The sequence below is a fragment of the Chryseobacterium sp. Leaf180 genome, from assembly GCF_001424585.1.
Classification (GTDB): Bacteria; Bacteroidota; Bacteroidia; order Flavobacteriales; family Weeksellaceae; genus Chryseobacterium.
The window spans coordinates 271,807-289,524 of record NZ_LMPJ01000001.1 but is presented as its reverse complement, the minus strand read 5'-3'; the positions used below and the strand labels follow the sequence as shown (position 1 = coordinate 289,524).

The window sequence follows — 17,718 nt, the reverse complement described above, 5'->3', positions numbered from 1 at the left end:
AATCCTCAAATTTAATAAAAAAAAACCGAGTAGCCTGCCCGCATAATCGTTAAAAAGTATTAAGACCGCATGACGAATCTCATGTTTAGCGATAAACTGATAATGAGAGTTTTAGATTTACGAGATCAGCTTCAGTTGGTGCCTCCAAAAAGGTCTCATAGATGTCGCCGTAACGCATTTCTTCTTTTCGCGCTTTTTCCATGAGACGCTGTACCGCTTTTAATCGCCCGGAATAGTTGCCTCTGTAATACATCACGTAATTTTCTGTCGGACTTACCGACCGGAAGCTGAAATTATTATCCGAAATTCCTATTTTTTTTGATAACGGAATTCCCAGAAAGTAAGAAACTTCTCTGTCTTTAAAATTATCAGGATCAGTAATCAAAACCGGATATCCGATTTCGTCATTTTTCTTACCAAGATCCATTGTCGTAAAATTGTAAACCTTATTGTAATTGATGAGAACGTTTCTGTAAAGCGCATCTTTTTTGTTTGAAGTGCTGACATTGATTCCTAAAATCATCTGCGCATCTTCCTTCTCGACCATTAAGCTGTCGTATTTTATGGACGCTAAAAGATTGTCTTTCTGTACTTTATTACCTAAAACATTGCTCAGGTTACCCATGCTTTTATCGATATTTTCCGCAAAACGGTCTTCTGTCCAGAAGTTTTTTGCCCGCGCCCATACCGATAATTTAGGTGTATGAATAAACCATTGTATCTTGGTTTTCGTGGTTGAAACGGGAATAAATTTAACATCAACAAGCGTTGGATTTTCGTTTTCGTGTTCGAAAAGCTGATATCGTAATGTTTTATTTTCATTCGCGTACCTTATGTACATTTCGCCGCTTTCATCCTTCAAAGGATCAGCGTAACTGATCGCGCTGCCTTTTCCTTCATAAGGCGTGTAAAAATCGATTAGAACCGTTTTCGAACTGCTGAAAAAGTTATTCCACCGCGTGAAATTCTGAAAATTACTGAACTGGTTATATACTTTATCAACGGGGTAAGCGATTTCTTTTTCTACCGTAAATTCTTTGCTTTCTTCAACCAAATAGTACATCGCTGCAGCGTAAGCACCGAGCAGAATCAACACAATGAAAGCAGTAATTTTAAAAAATCGCATGCGGCAAAATTAAGCTAAATAAAAAAAGTGACCAATATAACTGGTCACTGTATATTAGGTTTAAAAATCTTATCCGATGTGTGTTCCGGCCATTATTACTGAGCCTTTTTTCACAACAACAATTCCATCCTGTACAGAATGCGTTCCATAATCACCATCCGGAATATGTCTTCCTCCAATGATACGCACATTATCACCAATGCTGCAGTTTTTATCCAAAATTGCACGTTCGATGTAACAGTATTTCCCGATTCCCATGTTTGGAATTCCCTTGCTGTCGTTATCTACAATCTCGGTGGTTTTCTGATAAAAATCAGACCCCATTACGTAAGAACTTACCACTGTACTTCCTTTATCGATTCTTGTTCTGTTTCCGATTACTGAATTTTCAACCTTATCAGCCAAAATAATACAGCCGTCACCAAAAACCGCTTTGCTAACATAAGAACCGTTTATTTTCGACGGTGGAAGCATTCGTGCTCTTGTGTAAATGGGTGACGAAGAAAACAGATTAAACTGTGGGAAATCCTGGCAAAGATCAAGATTGGCTTCGTAAAAAGATTCAATCGTTCCGATATCTGTCCAGTAACCTTCATACTGATAGCTTAAAGTGGTGTATTTACCAATAGAACTTGGAATAATATCTTTACCGAAATCATCGCCGGCGCCATCTTCAAACATCTTTTTCAGAATGCTTTTTGTGAAGATATAAATCCCCATAGATGCCAGATATTCTTTTCCTTTGTATTTATTGTCATCAGAAACTTCAGACTGTAATCCATTTAAAGAATCATAATCAGGTTTTTCTACGAAAGAAGTAATATTTCCTTCGTCATCGGATTTTAGAATACCAAAACCGGTTGCGTCTTTGGCATTTACAGGAATTGTCGCAATCGTTACATCACCTCCCCGGTCGATATGAAACTGCAGCATTTCCTGAAAATCCATCTGATACAATTGATCTCCTGAAAGAATTAAAATATATTCATAATCATACTTTTCAAGATGCTTCATCGACTGTCGTACGGCATCAGCAGTTCCCTGAAACCAGCTGTCGCTGTCTACATTCTGCTCTGCCGCAAGAATATCTACAAAGCCTTTGCTGAACGTATCAAAGTGAAAAGAGTTTTTTATATGTGAATTTAATGAGGCAGAATTAAACTGCGTGAGGACAAGAATTTTATTAAGTCCGGAATTCAGACAGTTTGAGATCGGAATATCTACCAATCTGTATTTTCCCGCGATCGGTACCGCAGGTTTTGATCTTGAATACGTTAAAGGAAAGAGTCTTGTACCCCGGCCTCCGCCTAAAACGATTGAGATAACATTTCGATTCATCTTTATATTTTATGATTTTTGAGTTTGTAATTCATTGCGAACTGCTTAGTTTTTATATAAATCAATGTAGATTTGCGCAGATTTTTCCCAGGCAAAATCAAAATTCATATTTGCCAAAACCAGATTTTTCATAAGAGTTTTGTTTCCATAGATCGCTGTCGCCCTTTCCATCGAATGTATCACGTCATCCGTTCCGGCATTTGTGAAATTTAACCCTGCTCCTCCAGTCGAAATATCCTGAACGGTATCGCGCAGTCCGCCGATATATCTCACGACAGGAATTGTACCGTAGCGCATCGCATACATCTGGTTTAAACCACAAGGTTCAACCCGTGATGGCATCAACAAAAAATCTGCCGAAGCATAGATTTTATGGGAAAGATGTTCTTTATAACCCAAATCAAGCGCAAAATTAATATAAACATTATCGAGTTCACGCAGACGGTTTTCGAGCTGTGGATTTCCTGAGCCTAAAATGATGATATTTAAAGAGCCTGAACTTTCTGTAATACTCCTCCAAACCACGTCTGGTAGAAGATCTGCGCCTTTCTCGGTGGCAAATCTTCCTATGAATGCAAAAAGCGGCAAATCTGGGTTTAGATTATACTCTTTACAAAGACTTTCCTTATTCTTCTTCTTAGTTTTTACTGCATTTTTTTTATTGAAATTAAAATCAAGCATCGGATCGGTTTCCGGATTCCAGACTTCAGTGTCTATGCCGTTGATGATGCCGAAAGATTTTGAAAATTCCTGACGGACGAGATTTTCCAAACCATGAAAGCTTGTAAATAATTCATCCAGATAACCACCGGAAACTGCCGTGAAAGCATGACAGCATTTAATCATCGACGCCAGCGGATTGATAAGACCGCTCCAGTCGAGAAGTCCCCATTTATAACCATCAAAATCCGGCATATAACGTACCATTTCCCAACTCATCATTCCCTGATATTCGCCATTGTGAATCGTACCGATGGTTTTTACGCCTTTTAAAAATGAAAATTCCGCACAGTTTTCGACCATAAACGGAACCAATCCGGTGTGATAATCGTGACAGTGAAGCACGTCTGGACGAATCTGCATTGCGCTTAACCAGTGTAAAATTCCATGCTGAAAACCTAAGAACTGATAACTTTCGTCCTGATAACCGTAAGGATTATCGCGATCTAAAAGCCCTGGAATTCTCACCAGGAAAAGTTCAAAACCAAGTTCTTTAGATTTTTCTTTTAAAACCTGAACCTGCAGCATATTTTGACCCTGATGAATAAATCCGTCAAAAACCACATCAAAATCGTGCTCGTGCACAAATGGTTTGTTGTACCAAGGCATCACGACTTTTGCGTAGATTCCCTCGATCTTATTCTGATATTTCGGCAGCGCGCCCACAACATCGGCAAGTCCGCCCACTTTGGCGACAGGGTAACATTCTGTGCTGAGGTGATAAATTGTCATTTATATAATTTCTTTAATTTAAATATTCTGTTTTTGGCTGATTTTTTCTTTGAAGCCGAATAAGTTTTCATCTTCAGAACAATTCCGGAAAGTGGCGGCAGATTAACCGATATCGATTTTGAATATCCCATCCAGCTTTCACTATCTTCTTTGAAAATCGTCGGAACGACTCCGCCTCCGGCAAATTTTTTGTCATCAGAATTAAAAATCACCTTCCATTTCGAAGATCTTTTCACCCCAATTTTATAATCGATAGCTTCCGGTTTCATATTTAATATGATCATTAAAACATCGCCTGCCACTATTCCTTTCCTTAAATAAACGAAAACTGATTTTTCAGCATCATCAGCTTCCACCCACTGAAATCCGTAAGGATTAAACTGATTTTCGTACAGCGCTGTTTCTGTTTTATATAAACGGTTTAAGGATTTTACCAGATTCTGCAAACCGCTGTGAACATTGTGTTCCAGAAGATTCCAGTCAATACTTTTCCTGAAATTCCATTCAGAAGTCTGCCCGATTTCGTCGCCCATGAAGAGAAGTTTAGCACCGGGATGCGTAAACATATAGACAAACAACGTGCGCAGATTGGCAAATTTCTGCCACTCGTCGCCCACCATTTTATAAATGAGACTCGCTTTTCCGTGCACCACTTCATCGTGAGAAAGCGGCATCATGTAGTTTTCATTATTAACATACATCGACGCAAACGTGATTTTGTGATGTACGTTTTTTCGGTCAGAGTAATCAGTTTTAAAATATTTGAGCGTATCGTGCATCCAGCCCATCATCCATTTCATCCCAAAACCGATTCCGCCGTCGTGAACGGGTTTTGTCAGCATCGGAAAATCCGAACTTTCTTCGGCAATTGTCATGATGCTGTCGCCGAATTCTCCGTAAACGGCCGTATTCATTTCCTGAAGGAAAGATTTTGCTTCAAGATTTACGTTTCCGCCAAAGATATTGGGTTCCCATTCGCCTTCGTTTCTCGCATAATCGAGATGAAGCATCGATGTCACCGCATCTACGCGAAGGCCGTCTGCGTGATATCTTTCGAGCCAAAACATCGCGTTAGAAATCAAAAAAGAGTGCACTTCATTTTTTCCGTAATCGAAAATGTATGATTTCCACTCCGGATGAAAACCACGCTTTGGATCGGGATGTTCGTAAAGACTTGTTCCGTCAAAAAGATGCAGTCCGTTGGCGTCACCCGGAAAATGCGAAGGAACCCAATCGAGAATCACACCGATATTATTTCTGTGCAGTTCGTCAATCAGAAACATCAGATCCTGCGGCGAACCGAAACGAGAAGTTGCAGCAAAGAATCCGGTAATCTGATAACCCCAACTCGGCTCATAAGGATATTCCATCACCGGCATAAACTCGACGTGTGTAAAGCCCATTTCGAGAATATAGGGAACCAGTTTTTTGGCAATTTCTGTATAATTTAAAAACTTTTCAGGATTATTTTCGTCCCGAATCCAAGAAGCTAGATGAATCTCATACACTGAAAGCGGTGCAGAAAGACTGTTTTTCTGTTGGCGGTTCTGCATCCACGATTTGTCTTTCCATTCATACCAGGTTGTCGAAATCTGCGATGCCGCCTGAAGATTCTGTTCCCAGCTTACGGCAAAAGGATCGCTTTTTTCTAAAACTTTTCCGTCCGCTGTTTCGATCTCATATTTGTATAGATTTCCCCACTGAAGATTCGGGATAAAGCCTTCCCAGATTCCAGAGCCGTCCCACCTTGGGAACAATTCGTACTGCGAGGATTTCCAGTCATTAAAATCTCCGATGACCGAAACTTTTTTCGCGTGAGGCGCCCAGACTGAAAAAGAAAAACCCTTCTCACTGCCATTTTCAGCAGCATGCGATCCCATCTTATCATACAATTTAAAATGTTTGCCTTCCCTAAACAGGTAAACATCATGCTCTGTAAGCAGCGAAAACGGCTGAACCAAATTTTTCATAAGTGCAGACCAGTGGTCAGAATTTTTTTGTGTTTTAAAAATAAGTTGTCGCAGATATAAATGTGAAAATCCCGCAACGGTTATAAATGTATGAATATTAACTTGTAAAACGCATGGTTTTTGTTAATTTTGCGTAATACTTAACAAAAAATTTTTACCAATTTTAATGCCTATACGGCAAGCAAACAATATGAAATTTACCGTAAAAACTGCTGAAGATGATGCACGACCTGTCTACATTACGGGAAATTTTAATGCCTGGAATCCAAAAAACGCTGATTTTCAGCTGGAAAAAACCGACGGAGAAACTTTTCAAATAGAAATCGCCGACGAAGTTCTCCCAGATCTTATCGAATACAAATTCACGAAAGGCGGCTGGGAAAATGTGGAACTAGACATCGCAGGAAATATCACCCCGAACAGAAAAATGCAGAAAAATGCAGAACCAATTTTTGATTTCGTTGAAAGATGGCGTCTGAACTGGGGACCTTTCAAAGAAGAATTTTTTCCGATTACCGAGATTATTGCGGAAGAATTTTATATTCCACAACTTGACAGGCACCGAAAAATATGGGCACTTCTACCCTATGATTATCATACATCAGACAAGAAATATCCTGTGCTGTATCTGCACGATGCGCAAAATCTTTTTCAGGACGGAAGTGATTTTGGCAACTGGGAAATTGACCGGAAACTGGCACTTCTTGCAGAATACGGTCGTGGCGACATTATTGTAATTGCAGTGGAACATGGCAGCGAAGACCGAATCCGGGAGTACATTTTTGACAATGATCACGTAGCAAACGGTTCTGAAGGTAAAAAATACATCCGATTTCTAACCGACACTCTCAAACCTTACGTTGATCTTCATTTCAGAACAAAAAAAGACCGAGAAAATACAGGAATTGGCGGAAGTTCGCTTGGTGCTTTAATCAGCATTTACAGCGGTTTTCTTTATCCCGAAGTTTATTCAAAACTATTGATTTTCTCACCATCACTTTGGGTCGAACCGGATAATAATTTTCCAATGATGAGTTTCCGAAATCCATTTAAAACTAAAATATATCTCTACGGAGGCGAAAAGGAAGGCGCAAAAATGGTTAAAAGAATCGGCGTTTTTGAAAATTATCTGAAAGAATGGGAACGCATGAACAGGTTTTCGTTTGAAGTTCGCACGCACATTAACCCAGACGGTACACACAATGAGCATTACTGGTCGCAGGAATTTCCGCGCGCGATCGAATGGCTTTTTTACAACAACACCGAAAATCCTGTGGAAGTAAAACCAACACAAACCATCAATCAATAAATATATATGAATCAACCTGAAACGCAATACAGCCAGTTTCCTCAGACTTTCCATGTTTTTTCTGAGGAAAGCTGGAACAGTAATAAACAGAAATTCGGTGAACCAATAAGCGGTTTCTTTTCCGGAAAGAAAAGTGAATTTTTTGTCGATATAAAAGAAGGAAGCGTTAATTTTCTCATTGGAATCGGAAAAAAAAATATTCCTGATCATGAACTGCAGCGCATCGCGATGAAGTTTTCGCATCACTACCGAAAAAATATTCTTGCAGATAAAACTGTTTTTAATGCCGAAGATTTAAGCGAAAATCAGTTTGGCAGTTTCTATAAAGGATTATTTCTTGGAACATATGAATATCCTTTTAAAAAAGATCATCCGGTCTTAAAAAGCGAATTTTCACTTTATTATAAAGCCGAGAACATTTCGGAAACAGCAACTCATCAGGAAGCTTCTGCATTGCTCGATGCACAGTCGCTCTGCCAGGAATGGCTCAACAAACCTGCAAATTTTAAAAACCCGGATATTCTTTCAAACTTTCTGAAAGATTTTTCAGCGGAAAATAATTTAAAACATACAGTTTTCAACAGACAGAAATGCGAAGAGCTTGGTTTGAGCGCTTATCTCGCCGTGAATCAGGGTAGTCATTATGAAGCGGCATTTACGATTCTGGAATATAATTCTGAAAATAAAAACGCAAAAACCATTGGACTTATCGGGAAATGCGTGACATTTGATACCGGCGGGATTTCCATTAAAGGTTCGGAAAATATGCATTATATGAAGTCTGACATGGGCGGTGCAACAGCGGTTTTGGGTGCACTTGCATATGCTTCAAAAATGAAATTTCCGGTAAATATTGTTGCGATTTTACCTATTACAGACAATGCAGTTTCAGAAAAATCGTATCTGCCGAGCGATGTAGTAAAAGCATACAACGGCAAAACGATTGAAGTTTTAAATACGGATGCCGAAGGCAGAATGACGATGGCAGATGCACTTGCATATCTGTCAAAAAATCATGAAACTGAAGTTTTAATCGACCTTGCAACGCTTACAGGAAGCGCTGTGCGGATGTTTGGCGACACGTGTGCTGCCATGTTTTCAAATAACAGTTCTTTGCGCGATTCTATTATTTTTTCCGGTGACAAGACCGGGCAACGTGTATGGAATTTACCGCTATGGGACATCTGGAAAGAAGACTTTACTTCTAATGTTGCAGACTTCAAAAACATCTCTTCAAAACCGATTGGCGACTGCATCGTGGCTGCGAAATTTTTAGAGCAGTTTATCGGTGATCATCCAAACTGGGCGCACCTTGATATTGCTGGTGTAGCCTTCGGAAATGTTGATTATTCAAAAGAAAAAGCGGCGACCGGATATGGCGTTCAGCTTTTGATTGATTTAATGCAAAATTATCTGTAAAAATTAGTTTTTTCCGAAATTTCTCTGTATCATTGATAGTCAATTTCATTTAATGAACCATGTGGATGCAATTTGATGTGAATTTATTAATCTTAATGTTTATCATTTAAGACTAATCCACCAAAAACTAAAAATCATTGTATGGAGGGGAAAACGCTAGTCTGCCTGTCATGTTACTTCAAAGGCTATGATTTTATGGATGAAAGTAAAAAACTGGGCAACAGAATTATTCTCATCACATCTGAAAATCTAAAAGATAAAAACTGGCCTTGGCACGCTATCGATGAAGTATATTACATGCCTGAAGTAAAATCTTCGGTCTGGAATCTCGATCATCTTACGCAGGGATTTTCTCACCTGATGAGGTCACAGAAAATTGACGCAGTCATTGCGCTCGACGATTATGATGTTGAAAAAGCAGCGATGATTCGTGAGGTTTTCCGTATTCCCGGCATGGGACAGACAACACACAGATATTTTCGTGATAAACTGGCGATGCGTCAGAAAGCATTGGATGAAGGAATTCTCGTTCCAGAATTTACTGCGATATTTAATGATGAAGCTGTTAACGATTTTGCTGAACGCATTTTTCCTCCCTGGGTTTTAAAACCGCGTTCTGAAGCCTCTGCTTCAGGAATTAAAAAGTTAACTAACAAAGAACATCTTTGGGAAGCCATTCATAAACTTGGTGAGGAAAGACATCTATTTCTTCTTGAAAGCTTCAAACCAGGAGATGTATATCATGTAGACAGTCTCACTTTTAGAGAAAAAATCGTCTTCACCTCTGCATCAAGATATCTGGCTCCGCCAATGCAGGTTTCGCATGAAGGTGGCGTTTTCAGAACAAAAACTTTAAGCCGGAATTCTGATGAATACAAAGCTTTAGACAAGGCCAATAAGCAGGTGATCGAAAGATTTAAACTTGTAAACGGCGCAACACACACCGAATTTATCCGAAGTAAAGATGACGGAAAATTTTATTTCCTTGAAACTTCTTCGCGTGTTGGCGGTGCTCATATTCCTGACCTTATTGAGGCCAGCAGCAACATTAATATCTGGCGCGAATGGGCTAAAATCGAAGATGCCATTCTAAGAAATACTGCATATAAAATTCCAAAATCGACGGCCTATTTTGCTGGGTTGATCATTGCGTTAATTAAACATAAATCGCCAGAAAACAGTCTGTTTGAATGTGAGGAAGCCGTCAAATTTCTTCCGATAGATTATCATGCAGGAATTGTCTATAAATCCAAAGATGAAAAAATAGTCGAAAAACGGCTGAATGAAGCAGCAGAAATTATTCAGAATGAACTGTTAAGCATCATTCCGCCAACAGAAAAACCAACATCCTAAATCACTTTTAAAAACGAAAATATGCCGCAGATTCAGCATACAGATTACTATTCGCACATCTTACAGACGAGTTTGAAAGTGGAAATCACCGGCCATTACGGTCATCCGATCATCATGTTTCCGACCTCGCAGGGATCGTATACTCAAAATCACGATTTTCACCTGAACAGCAGCATCGACTGGTTTGTAAATAGCGGAAAAGTGAAACTTTATAATATCGAAACGATAGATGGCTGGAGTTTTTACGATAATAGTATTTCGCCTCAACAGCGCATCAGAAATTACGAGAAATATGTACAGTTTCTCATTCGCGAGTTTATTCCGTACATTCAGAAAATACATCAGACTGAGCGCGTGGCCGTAGCAGGAGCGAGTTTTGGAGGTTATCATGCAGCTAATTTTGCTTTTAGATTTCCTGGTGTGGTTTCGCATCTTTTTGCGCTTTCCGGTGCGTTCAGCATCCGTAATTTTATGGATGGCTACAGTGACGATCTGGTTTATTTTAATTGTCCGCGCGAATTTGTGAAAAACGATGCTCCCTGGAAATACAATCATATGCACATCGTTCTGAGCACTTCAGATGAAGATATCTGCCGGGACAAAAATCTTGAAATGGCTCAGATTCTTACTTCCAGAGGAATCAATTTCTGGTACGACGAGCAGAAATGGATTAATCATGACTGGCCTCTCTGGCGTATGGTTTTCCCGAAATTTATAGGTGAATTTTTCTCTTAAAACTATATTAAACAACTGATAAAAATAAATTATGGCAAAGAAAGTAGGTATTTTATTTGGTATGGAAGACACGTTTCCGTGGGCTTTTATCGATAAAGTAAATGAATTGGGAAAAGGTGAGATCATAGCTGAACCGGTGACAATCGACAAGCTTGAGCAAGGTGCAGATTATGGCTATGCTGTGATTATTGATAGAATTTCGCAGGATGTTCCTTTCTACAGAGCATATCTTAAGAATGCTGCGCTGAACGGAACGTATGTGATTAATAATCCTTTCTGGTGGAGCGCTGACGAAAAGTTTTTTAATAATGCTCTAATGAGCAAACTCGGGATTCCTTTGCCAAAAACGGTTTTGCTTCCTTCACACGAGCGTCCGACAGACACCAGTGAAAAATCATTCAGAAACCTCAAATTTCCGCACGACTGGGATTATATTTTTGAATATGTAGGATTTCCTGCTTATATGAAACCTCACGATGGCGGAGGCTGGAAGAGTGTTTACCGCGTTGATTCTCCGGAAGATCTCTGGAATAAATTAGGCGAAACGGGTCAACTTGTAATGATGGTTCAGGAAGAAATTATTTTTGAAGATTATTACAGAGTGTACTGTTTAGGTCAGAAATATGTACACATCATGCCTTACGAGCCAAGAAACGAACCGCATTTACGCTACGCTACAACACATAAAACATCGGGCAATGAGCAGAAAAAACTTCTGAAAACCATTACCGATTATACTTTAAAGATGAATAAAGCTTTAGGTTACGATTTCAATACGGTAGAATTTGCAGTGCGTGACGGTATTCCTTATGCGATTGATTTCTGTAATCCAGCTCCTGATGCCGACAAAAATGCTGTTGGAGAAGAAAATTTCGCATGGATTGTAGAGCATTCAGCAAAACTGGCCATCGAAAAAGCGAAAGAATACGTTCCGGGAAAACAGAATATCTCTTGGGGAACTTTCGTAAAAGATTCTTTAAAAAAGGTTTAACCTATTAAGAAACACAAAATGCACACCTTTACCATCGGGATTGAAGAAGAATATCAGATCATAGACGTCGAAAGCCGCGATCTTATTTCCCATGTTTCCAAAATTATTGAAGGCGGAAAAGCGATTCTCAGCGAAAATCTCAAATACGAGATGCACGAATCGATGATCGAGATGGAAACCGGAATCTGCCAGAATATTCAGGAAGCCAAAGCGGAACTTACCCAGCTTCGGAAACATCTCATCAATACAGCGCACGAGCAGGGCTTACGTGTTTGTGGCGGAGGAACGCATCCGTTTTCGAATTGGGAGCACAATACGATTACCGACGGCGAGCGTTATAATAAAATCGTGGACGATATGGGCGATGTCGCCCGTGGAAACCTCATTTTCGGACTGCATGTACATATCGGAATCCCAAACCGTGAGGAAGGTGTACGCATTCAGAACGTGATGCGGTATTTTCTTCCACACGTTTACGCTTTATCAGTGAATTCTCCTTTTTGGATCGGCCGTAAAACAGGTTTTAAATCTTACAGACAGGAGATTTTTGTTAAATTTCCGCGTACGGGAATTCCCAGTTTTTTCAATTCTCTTGCCGAGTTTGACAGCTACGTGGATCTTCTGGTAAAAACCGGAACCATCGATAATGCAAAAAAAATCTGGTGGGATTTACGCGTACATCCGTTCTACCCTACCATCGAATTCAGGATTTGCGATATGCCGTTAAGGTTAGACGAAACCGTTTGTTTGGCTGCTATTATGCAGTGTCTCGTGGCCAAAATTTATAAACTTCATCAGCAGAATTTAAGTTTCAGAAGTTATCGTCGACTGCTTTTAAATGAAAATAAATGGCGTGCTTCGCGGGACGGAATTCACTCACATCTTATCGATTTTGGTAAAGAAGAATCTGTACCTTATGCTGATTTATTGAAGGAACTTTTAGAGTTTATCGATGATGTTGTGGATGATCTTGGCTGCCGAAATGAGGTAGAATATGCCTGGAAAATTATTGATCACGGAACCGGCGCCGACCGTCAGTTAAAGGTGTATGAAGAGACCGGCGATTTGACGAAAGTGGTCGATTACATGATCAAAGAAACAGAATACGGAATCACACACATGGACAGTGATTTTTAATATGCATAAATTTGCGGCAAACAAAGTCAGATGAAATCTATTAAAATTGCCCTGCTAGACATGAATGATAACCGTGTCAATCAGGGTTTTAAAAATATCAAAGAAATTGCAGAAACATTTTGCAGTGGCTGTGACGTGCCTGTTTCAGTAGAAAGTTTTGATGTCCGGTTTAAAAATGAAATGCCTGAAGTTGAGGATTACGATATTTTCATTTCATCCGGCGGGCCGGGAGATCCACATCCCGTTGGTGAAGTTTGGGAAAAAAGGTTCGCTGATTTTTTAGATAAAATTTACAGTCTCAACGAAAACAGTGTAGCAAAAAAACATGTTTTTTTGATCTGCCATTCATTTCAGATGGCGGCAATTCACTGGAAATTGGGTGATGTTACCTTGAGAAAATCATATTCCTTCGGCATCATGCCTGTACACAAAACTGAGGAAGGTGAAAATGATTTTATTTTTAAAAATCTACCCGAGCCGTTTTTCGCCGTTGATTCGCGTGCATATCAATTTATTCATCCAGATTTTGACCGTTTTGAAAAATTAAACATGCAAGTTCTTGCCATCGAAAAACTTCGTCCGTATGTAGATCTCGAACGAGCCGTGATGGCGGTAAAATTTTCCGAAGAAATTTACGGCACACAGTTTCATCCGGAAGCAAATCCTGAAGGAATGCTTGAAAACCTGAAAGACGAAAAAAATAAACTTGCCATGATTGAGAGTTTTGGGATGGAAAAATATCTGGAAACTGTTACACGAATTCATGATGATGATAAAATAAGACTGACGCAGGCGCATATTTTACCGAAATTTCTCCAGCGCGCGAAAGATCAGATTTTGGAAATGCAGGCAGTTTAGCAAAAATTAAAAATTACAGATGATAAAAAAATACCGCGACGAATTTAATGTGCAGTTTTCTCAGGAAAAATATGCGCTGATGAAAAGCAAACTGAAAGAAAAATCAGGAAGTGAGCCTGGATTCCGGTTGTCTGAAAGTCCGATTTTTTTATCTCAAGAATTTAAGAAAAAACTTACTGACGCGAGCGACAGTATTATCGATCAGATAAAAAATATTCCGGATGAGCTTCTTTTAAAGTCAATTCCAGAAAATTGTTTTGTCCCGAATGACAGCAAACATGCTCATTTTTTCACGATCGATTTTGGAATCTGTAAATCTGTAAACGGAGAGATTGAACCACGACTTATTGAGTTACAGGCATTTCCCTCGCTATATGCTTTTCAAAATGTATACGAAGAAACTTTCTGCGACGTTTATCCTTTTTTAACTGAAATTAAAAATGATATTTCGCCTCAAGAATATCAAAATCATCTTTCTGAATTAATTATCGGCGATGAAAATCCTGAAAATGTTATACTTCTGGAGATTTACCCCGAAAAACAGAAGACCGCAATTGACTTTGCATTAACGGAAAAACTTTTAGGAATCAAAACCGTCTGCCTTACCAAAGTAATAAAAGAAGGAAAAAAATTATTTTACGAAAATGACGGCCGGAAAATCGATATCAGAAGAATTTACAACCGCGTGATTTTTGATGAACTTGATAAAATTCCAAATCTGAAAACCGAATTTGATTTTAAAGATGAGGTTGATGTGAAATGGATTACGCATCCGAATTGGTTTTTTAAGATTTCGAAATATCTTTTACCTCTGCTAAAGCACAGTTTTGTGCCAAAAAGTTATTTTCTGAATGAATTTCCGGAAGATGAAAATCTGGAAAATTTTGTTTTGAAGCCGCTGTTTTCTTTTGCGGGAAGCGGCGTTGATCTTCACCCCACATTAGAGAAAACTAAAGCAATACAGGATCCTGAAAATTTTATTCTTCAGAAAAAAGTACGGTACGAACCAGTTTTTAAAGACATCAACGGTGAATTCTCGATGGCAGAAATTCGGCTTTTATATATCTGGAAAGAAAATGATGAGCGCCCAATTCTTCTGCAAAATCTCGCCAGAATGACTAAAGCGGCGATGGTAAATGTTGATTTTAATAAAAAAGACGCGATTTGGATTGGCAGTTCGCACGCATTTTTTACACCATAAAAAAAACTCCGGCAGTTCCGGAGTTTTTTGTTTTACTTTCTTTATCAGTTAATTCATTTTATCGTCTTCCATCAATTCTCTAGTCTGATATTCCTGAACCAAATCGATTGCATTTGATATCACATCACTCAGTGCTGTAATAAAAGTACCTTCTTCGGCCATTCCCATCGCATGTTTAAGTGCTTCAATTTCCTTAGGAATGATTTCATAACTCACATCTCTTCCGGAAGCCTGCATTCCTTCTATAATCAAGCTATTAATTTCTTCTTCAGTTCTACCACGAAGGTGTTTTTCATTTCGGATAATAATGTGGTCAAACATTCTTCCTGCGATTTTTCCGCAGAGTTTAATATCTTCATCGCGGCGGTCACCAACTCCGGAAATAATACCTATTTTCTTCGTCGATTCAACATTTTTCAGGTAATCTTCAATCGCTTCATAACCTGCAGGATTATGAGCAAAATCAATTAAAACTTTAAAGTTTTTAAAATTAAAAATATTTAATCTTCCCGGCGTCAGCTGTGCACTTGGGATAAATGTTCGGAGTGAATTTGAAATATCTTCTATGCCAAAACCATACAGGTAACATGCGAGACTTGCGGCCAGCACGTTATCAATCATAAATCTTGCTTTTCCTTCCATCGTGATTGGGAAATCTTTCGCTTTTCCGATTCTGATTTTCCAGTCGCCTTTTTTAATTGTCACAAATCCTTCCTCATATACGCAGGTAATCTTTCCTTCGCGAGCAAATTTTTTGATATACGGATTGTTTTCATCCAAACTGAAAATCGCGACATTGCTTGGCAAATCATTGATGATGCGCATCGAATATTCGTCTTCGGCATTCAAAATGCTCCAACCGTTTTTCTTTACGCTGTCAAGAACTACACGTTTAACTTTTGTAAGGTCTTTCAGATTGTGAATATCATTCATTCCCAAATGATCTTCTTTAATATTCGTCAAAACGCCAATGTCACATTGTGAAAAACCCAGACCGGAACGGAGAATTCCTCCACGGGCTGTTTCTAAAACAGCAAATTCTACGGTTGGATCTTTAAGAATAAATTCAGCAGAAACCGGTCCTGTCGTATCACCACGCGTAAGCATTGTGTTTTGAATATAAATTCCGTCTGAAGTTGTAAAACCTACACGGTAGCCGTTATTTTTTACGATATGAGAAATCAATCTTGTCGTTGTCGTCTTACCGTTGGTTCCAGTAACCGCGATAATCGGAATGGTGAACGGTTTTCCTTGTGGATACAACATATCAACAACCGGTGCGGCAACGTTTCTCGGTAAACCTTCGCTTGGCGCCAAATGCATTCTAAAACCGGGTGCAGCATTCACTTCGATAATTGCGCCACCGCTTTCCTTTAAAGGCTGTGTTAGATTTTCAGCCATAATATCAATTCCACAAACATCAAGACCGATGATTTTTGAGATTCGCTCAGCCATTGTCACGTTTTCCGGATGAACCATGTCTGTGACGTCGATTGATGTACCGCCAGTGGAAAGATTCGCGGTCGATTTAAGATAAACTACTTCACCTTTTTGCGGAACAGATTCCAGTGTATAATGCAACTTTTCAAGAAGTTCCGTTGTGTCTTTATCAACACCAATTTCCGTTAAAACATTTTCGTGCCCATAACCTCTTCTTGGGTCAGAATTTTCTTTTTCAATTAAAGCCCGAATGGTCATTTCGCCATCACCTACCACATGTGCGGGAACCCGTCTGGCAGCCGCTACCATTTTATTATTGATCACCAAGATTCTGAAATCGTACCCTGTGATATATTTTTCAACGATAACTTTAGGCGAATAAATTTGTGCATATGTAAGACCGGTTTTCGCAGATTCCCAATCGTTAATATTAATAGAAGAACCTTTACCGTGATTTCCATCCAAAGGTTTGATTACAATAGGATAACCGATTTTCTGAATTACATTTTCGAGACCAAGTTCGTCAATAATAAGTTCACCTTTAGGCACAGGAATCGCGCTGTCGTGCAGCATTCTCTTCGTCAATTCTTTATTACAGGCAATATCAACTGCAATGCTGCTGGTATTTCCCGTTATTGTTGCCTGAAATCGCTGCTGATTCACACCATATCCAAGCTGTACAAGTGAGTTACTACCCAATCGGATCCATGGAATTCTTCTCGACAAAGCTTCTTTTACGATACTTCCAGTTGAAGGACCAAGCCGGACTTTTTCGCGGATTTCCTTTAAAGTCTGAATACACGCATCAATATCGTAATCGTGGCCATCGATAAGAGCCTGCGCTATTTCAACCGCCTGTTCGGCAGCATAAATTCCGGCATTCTCTTCAACATAATGGAAAACGACATTGTAAACTCCTGGAGATTTTGTTTCTCTTGTACGTCCAAAACCCGCTTCCATTCCTGCGAGAGACTGTATTTCTAAAGCGATGTGCTCGATCACATGTCCCATCCAGGTTCCGGTTTCTATGCGGTGAAAAAATCCACCTTCTACACCTTCGCTGCAACGGTGTGTGATGAGTGAGGGAAGCAGTTTTTCGATTCTCTCACGGAAACCTTCAATTTTATTGGTCGGAAAATTCTCCATTTCTTCAAGATCCAAACGCATCTGTATCAAATTTTTTCGTCTGATACTCCAGATATTGGGACCTCTCAACGCCTGAATCTTTTCAATTTTCATAGTTTATTCTGAGTATTTAGTAGTGGTAAAATTCCTTGTTTAATCAAAGATAATGCAAAAACAGAGAAAAATATGCGGCACTATTAAAGATTTGCTAAAAAAATAAGATAATATTTTTAGCACAAGAGAGTTAATATAATTTTAAAAAAG

Annotated in this window: 13 protein-coding genes; 8 read left to right on the top strand and 5 right to left on the bottom strand. The window is 39.2% G+C overall.

What is annotated here, in order from left to right; translation table 11 throughout:
- Positions 1 to 85: 85 nt before the first annotated feature.
- From ASG01_RS01210 to glgB, 4 genes are all read right to left on the bottom strand, one after another.
- On the bottom strand, positions 86 to 1,126 hold the full coding sequence (locus tag ASG01_RS01210) for a hypothetical protein (RefSeq protein WP_055858731.1): 1,041 nt from the start codon (positions 1,124 to 1,126) through the stop codon (positions 86 to 88).
- Positions 1,127 to 1,195: 69 nt separating this feature from the next.
- Complete coding sequence (locus tag ASG01_RS01205; RefSeq protein ID WP_055858728.1) at positions 1,196 to 2,464, bottom strand: glucose-1-phosphate adenylyltransferase; 1,269 nt, start codon at positions 2,462 to 2,464, stop codon at positions 1,196 to 1,198.
- A 45-nt stretch (positions 2,465 to 2,509) separates the two neighbouring features.
- Positions 2,510 to 3,916 (bottom strand): glycogen synthase, encoded by a 1,407-nt coding sequence (locus ASG01_RS01200; RefSeq protein WP_055858725.1) that lies wholly within the window; start codon positions 3,914 to 3,916, stop codon positions 2,510 to 2,512.
- Positions 3,913 to 5,886: a 1,4-alpha-glucan branching protein GlgB gene (gene glgB, locus ASG01_RS01195; RefSeq protein WP_055858722.1), complete on the bottom strand. Its 1,974-nt coding sequence runs from the start codon at positions 5,884 to 5,886 to the stop codon at positions 3,913 to 3,915. The genes ASG01_RS01200 and glgB overlap by 4 nt, the downstream gene beginning before the upstream one ends.
- 190 nt (positions 5,887 to 6,076) lie before the next feature.
- Between glgB and ASG01_RS01190 the strand changes: the two genes are divergently transcribed.
- The 8 genes from ASG01_RS01190 to ASG01_RS01155 all read left to right on the top strand — a co-directional run bounded on the left by ASG01_RS01190 (position 6,077) and on the right by ASG01_RS01155 (position 14,889).
- Positions 6,077 to 7,195, top strand: a complete 1,119-nt coding sequence (locus ASG01_RS01190) for an alpha/beta hydrolase-fold protein (protein ID WP_055858719.1) — start codon at positions 6,077 to 6,079, stop codon at positions 7,193 to 7,195.
- A gap of 6 nt (positions 7,196 to 7,201) precedes the next feature.
- Positions 7,202 to 8,614 carry a M17 family metallopeptidase gene (locus ASG01_RS01185; RefSeq protein WP_055858715.1) on the top strand — a complete coding sequence of 471 codons (1,413 nt, stop codon included), beginning with the start codon at positions 7,202 to 7,204 and terminating at the stop codon, positions 8,612 to 8,614.
- A gap of 141 nt (positions 8,615 to 8,755) precedes the next feature.
- Entirely contained in the window at positions 8,756 to 9,967 is a 1,212-nt protein-coding gene (locus ASG01_RS01180) for an acetyl-CoA carboxylase biotin carboxylase subunit family protein (protein ID WP_055858711.1), read from the top strand.
- Between the two features lie 21 nt (positions 9,968 to 9,988).
- A complete protein-coding gene (locus tag ASG01_RS01175; protein WP_055858708.1) occupies positions 9,989 to 10,702 on the top strand; it encodes an alpha/beta hydrolase-fold protein in 714 nt (237 codons plus the stop codon).
- A gap of 31 nt (positions 10,703 to 10,733) precedes the next feature.
- On the top strand, positions 10,734 to 11,693 hold the full coding sequence (locus ASG01_RS01170) for a RimK family alpha-L-glutamate ligase (RefSeq protein WP_055858706.1): 960 nt from the start codon (positions 10,734 to 10,736) through the stop codon (positions 11,691 to 11,693).
- A gap of 18 nt (positions 11,694 to 11,711) precedes the next feature.
- Positions 11,712 to 12,830 carry a carboxylate-amine ligase gene (locus ASG01_RS01165; RefSeq protein WP_055858703.1) on the top strand — a complete coding sequence of 373 codons (1,119 nt, stop codon included), beginning with the start codon at positions 11,712 to 11,714 and terminating at the stop codon, positions 12,828 to 12,830.
- A 30-nt stretch (positions 12,831 to 12,860) separates the two neighbouring features.
- Entirely contained in the window at positions 12,861 to 13,688 is an 828-nt protein-coding gene (locus ASG01_RS01160; protein ID WP_055858700.1) for a type 1 glutamine amidotransferase, read from the top strand.
- Between the two features lie 19 nt (positions 13,689 to 13,707).
- Positions 13,708 to 14,889, top strand: coding sequence for a hypothetical protein (locus ASG01_RS01155; RefSeq protein WP_055858698.1), 1,182 nt, complete (start codon positions 13,708 to 13,710; stop codon positions 14,887 to 14,889).
- Between the two features lie 48 nt (positions 14,890 to 14,937).
- Here the strand turns inward: ASG01_RS01155 and cphA are convergent, their stop codons facing one another.
- A complete protein-coding gene (gene cphA / locus ASG01_RS01150) occupies positions 14,938 to 17,568 on the bottom strand; it encodes a cyanophycin synthetase (RefSeq protein ID WP_055858695.1) in 2,631 nt (876 codons plus the stop codon).
- Positions 17,569 to 17,718: the final 150 nt, after the last annotated feature.

Coding starts and splice junctions, on each gene's coding strand:
- ASG01_RS01205 (WP_055858728.1), bottom strand. CDS start 2,464: ATGAATCGAAATGTTATCTCAATCGTTTTAGGCGGAGGCCGGGGTACA.
- ASG01_RS01165 (WP_055858703.1), top strand. CDS start 11,712: ATGCACACCTTTACCATCGGGATTGAAGAAGAATATCAGATCATAGAC.
- ASG01_RS01175 (WP_055858708.1), top strand. CDS start 9,989: ATGCCGCAGATTCAGCATACAGATTACTATTCGCACATCTTACAGACG.
- ASG01_RS01160 (WP_055858700.1), top strand. CDS start 12,861: ATGAAATCTATTAAAATTGCCCTGCTAGACATGAATGATAACCGTGTC.
- ASG01_RS01180 (WP_055858711.1), top strand. CDS start 8,756: ATGGAGGGGAAAACGCTAGTCTGCCTGTCATGTTACTTCAAAGGCTAT.
- ASG01_RS01210 (WP_055858731.1), bottom strand. CDS start 1,126: ATGCGATTTTTTAAAATTACTGCTTTCATTGTGTTGATTCTGCTCGGT.
- ASG01_RS01170 (WP_055858706.1), top strand. CDS start 10,734: ATGGCAAAGAAAGTAGGTATTTTATTTGGTATGGAAGACACGTTTCCG.
- cphA (WP_055858695.1), bottom strand. CDS start 17,568: ATGAAAATTGAAAAGATTCAGGCGTTGAGAGGTCCCAATATCTGGAGT.
- glgB (WP_055858722.1), bottom strand. CDS start 5,886: ATGAAAAATTTGGTTCAGCCGTTTTCGCTGCTTACAGAGCATGATGTT.
- ASG01_RS01200 (WP_055858725.1), bottom strand. CDS start 3,916: ATGACAATTTATCACCTCAGCACAGAATGTTACCCTGTCGCCAAAGTG.
- ASG01_RS01155 (WP_055858698.1), top strand. CDS start 13,708: ATGATAAAAAAATACCGCGACGAATTTAATGTGCAGTTTTCTCAGGAA.
- ASG01_RS01185 (WP_055858715.1), top strand. CDS start 7,202: ATGAATCAACCTGAAACGCAATACAGCCAGTTTCCTCAGACTTTCCAT.
- ASG01_RS01190 (WP_055858719.1), top strand. CDS start 6,077: ATGAAATTTACCGTAAAAACTGCTGAAGATGATGCACGACCTGTCTAC.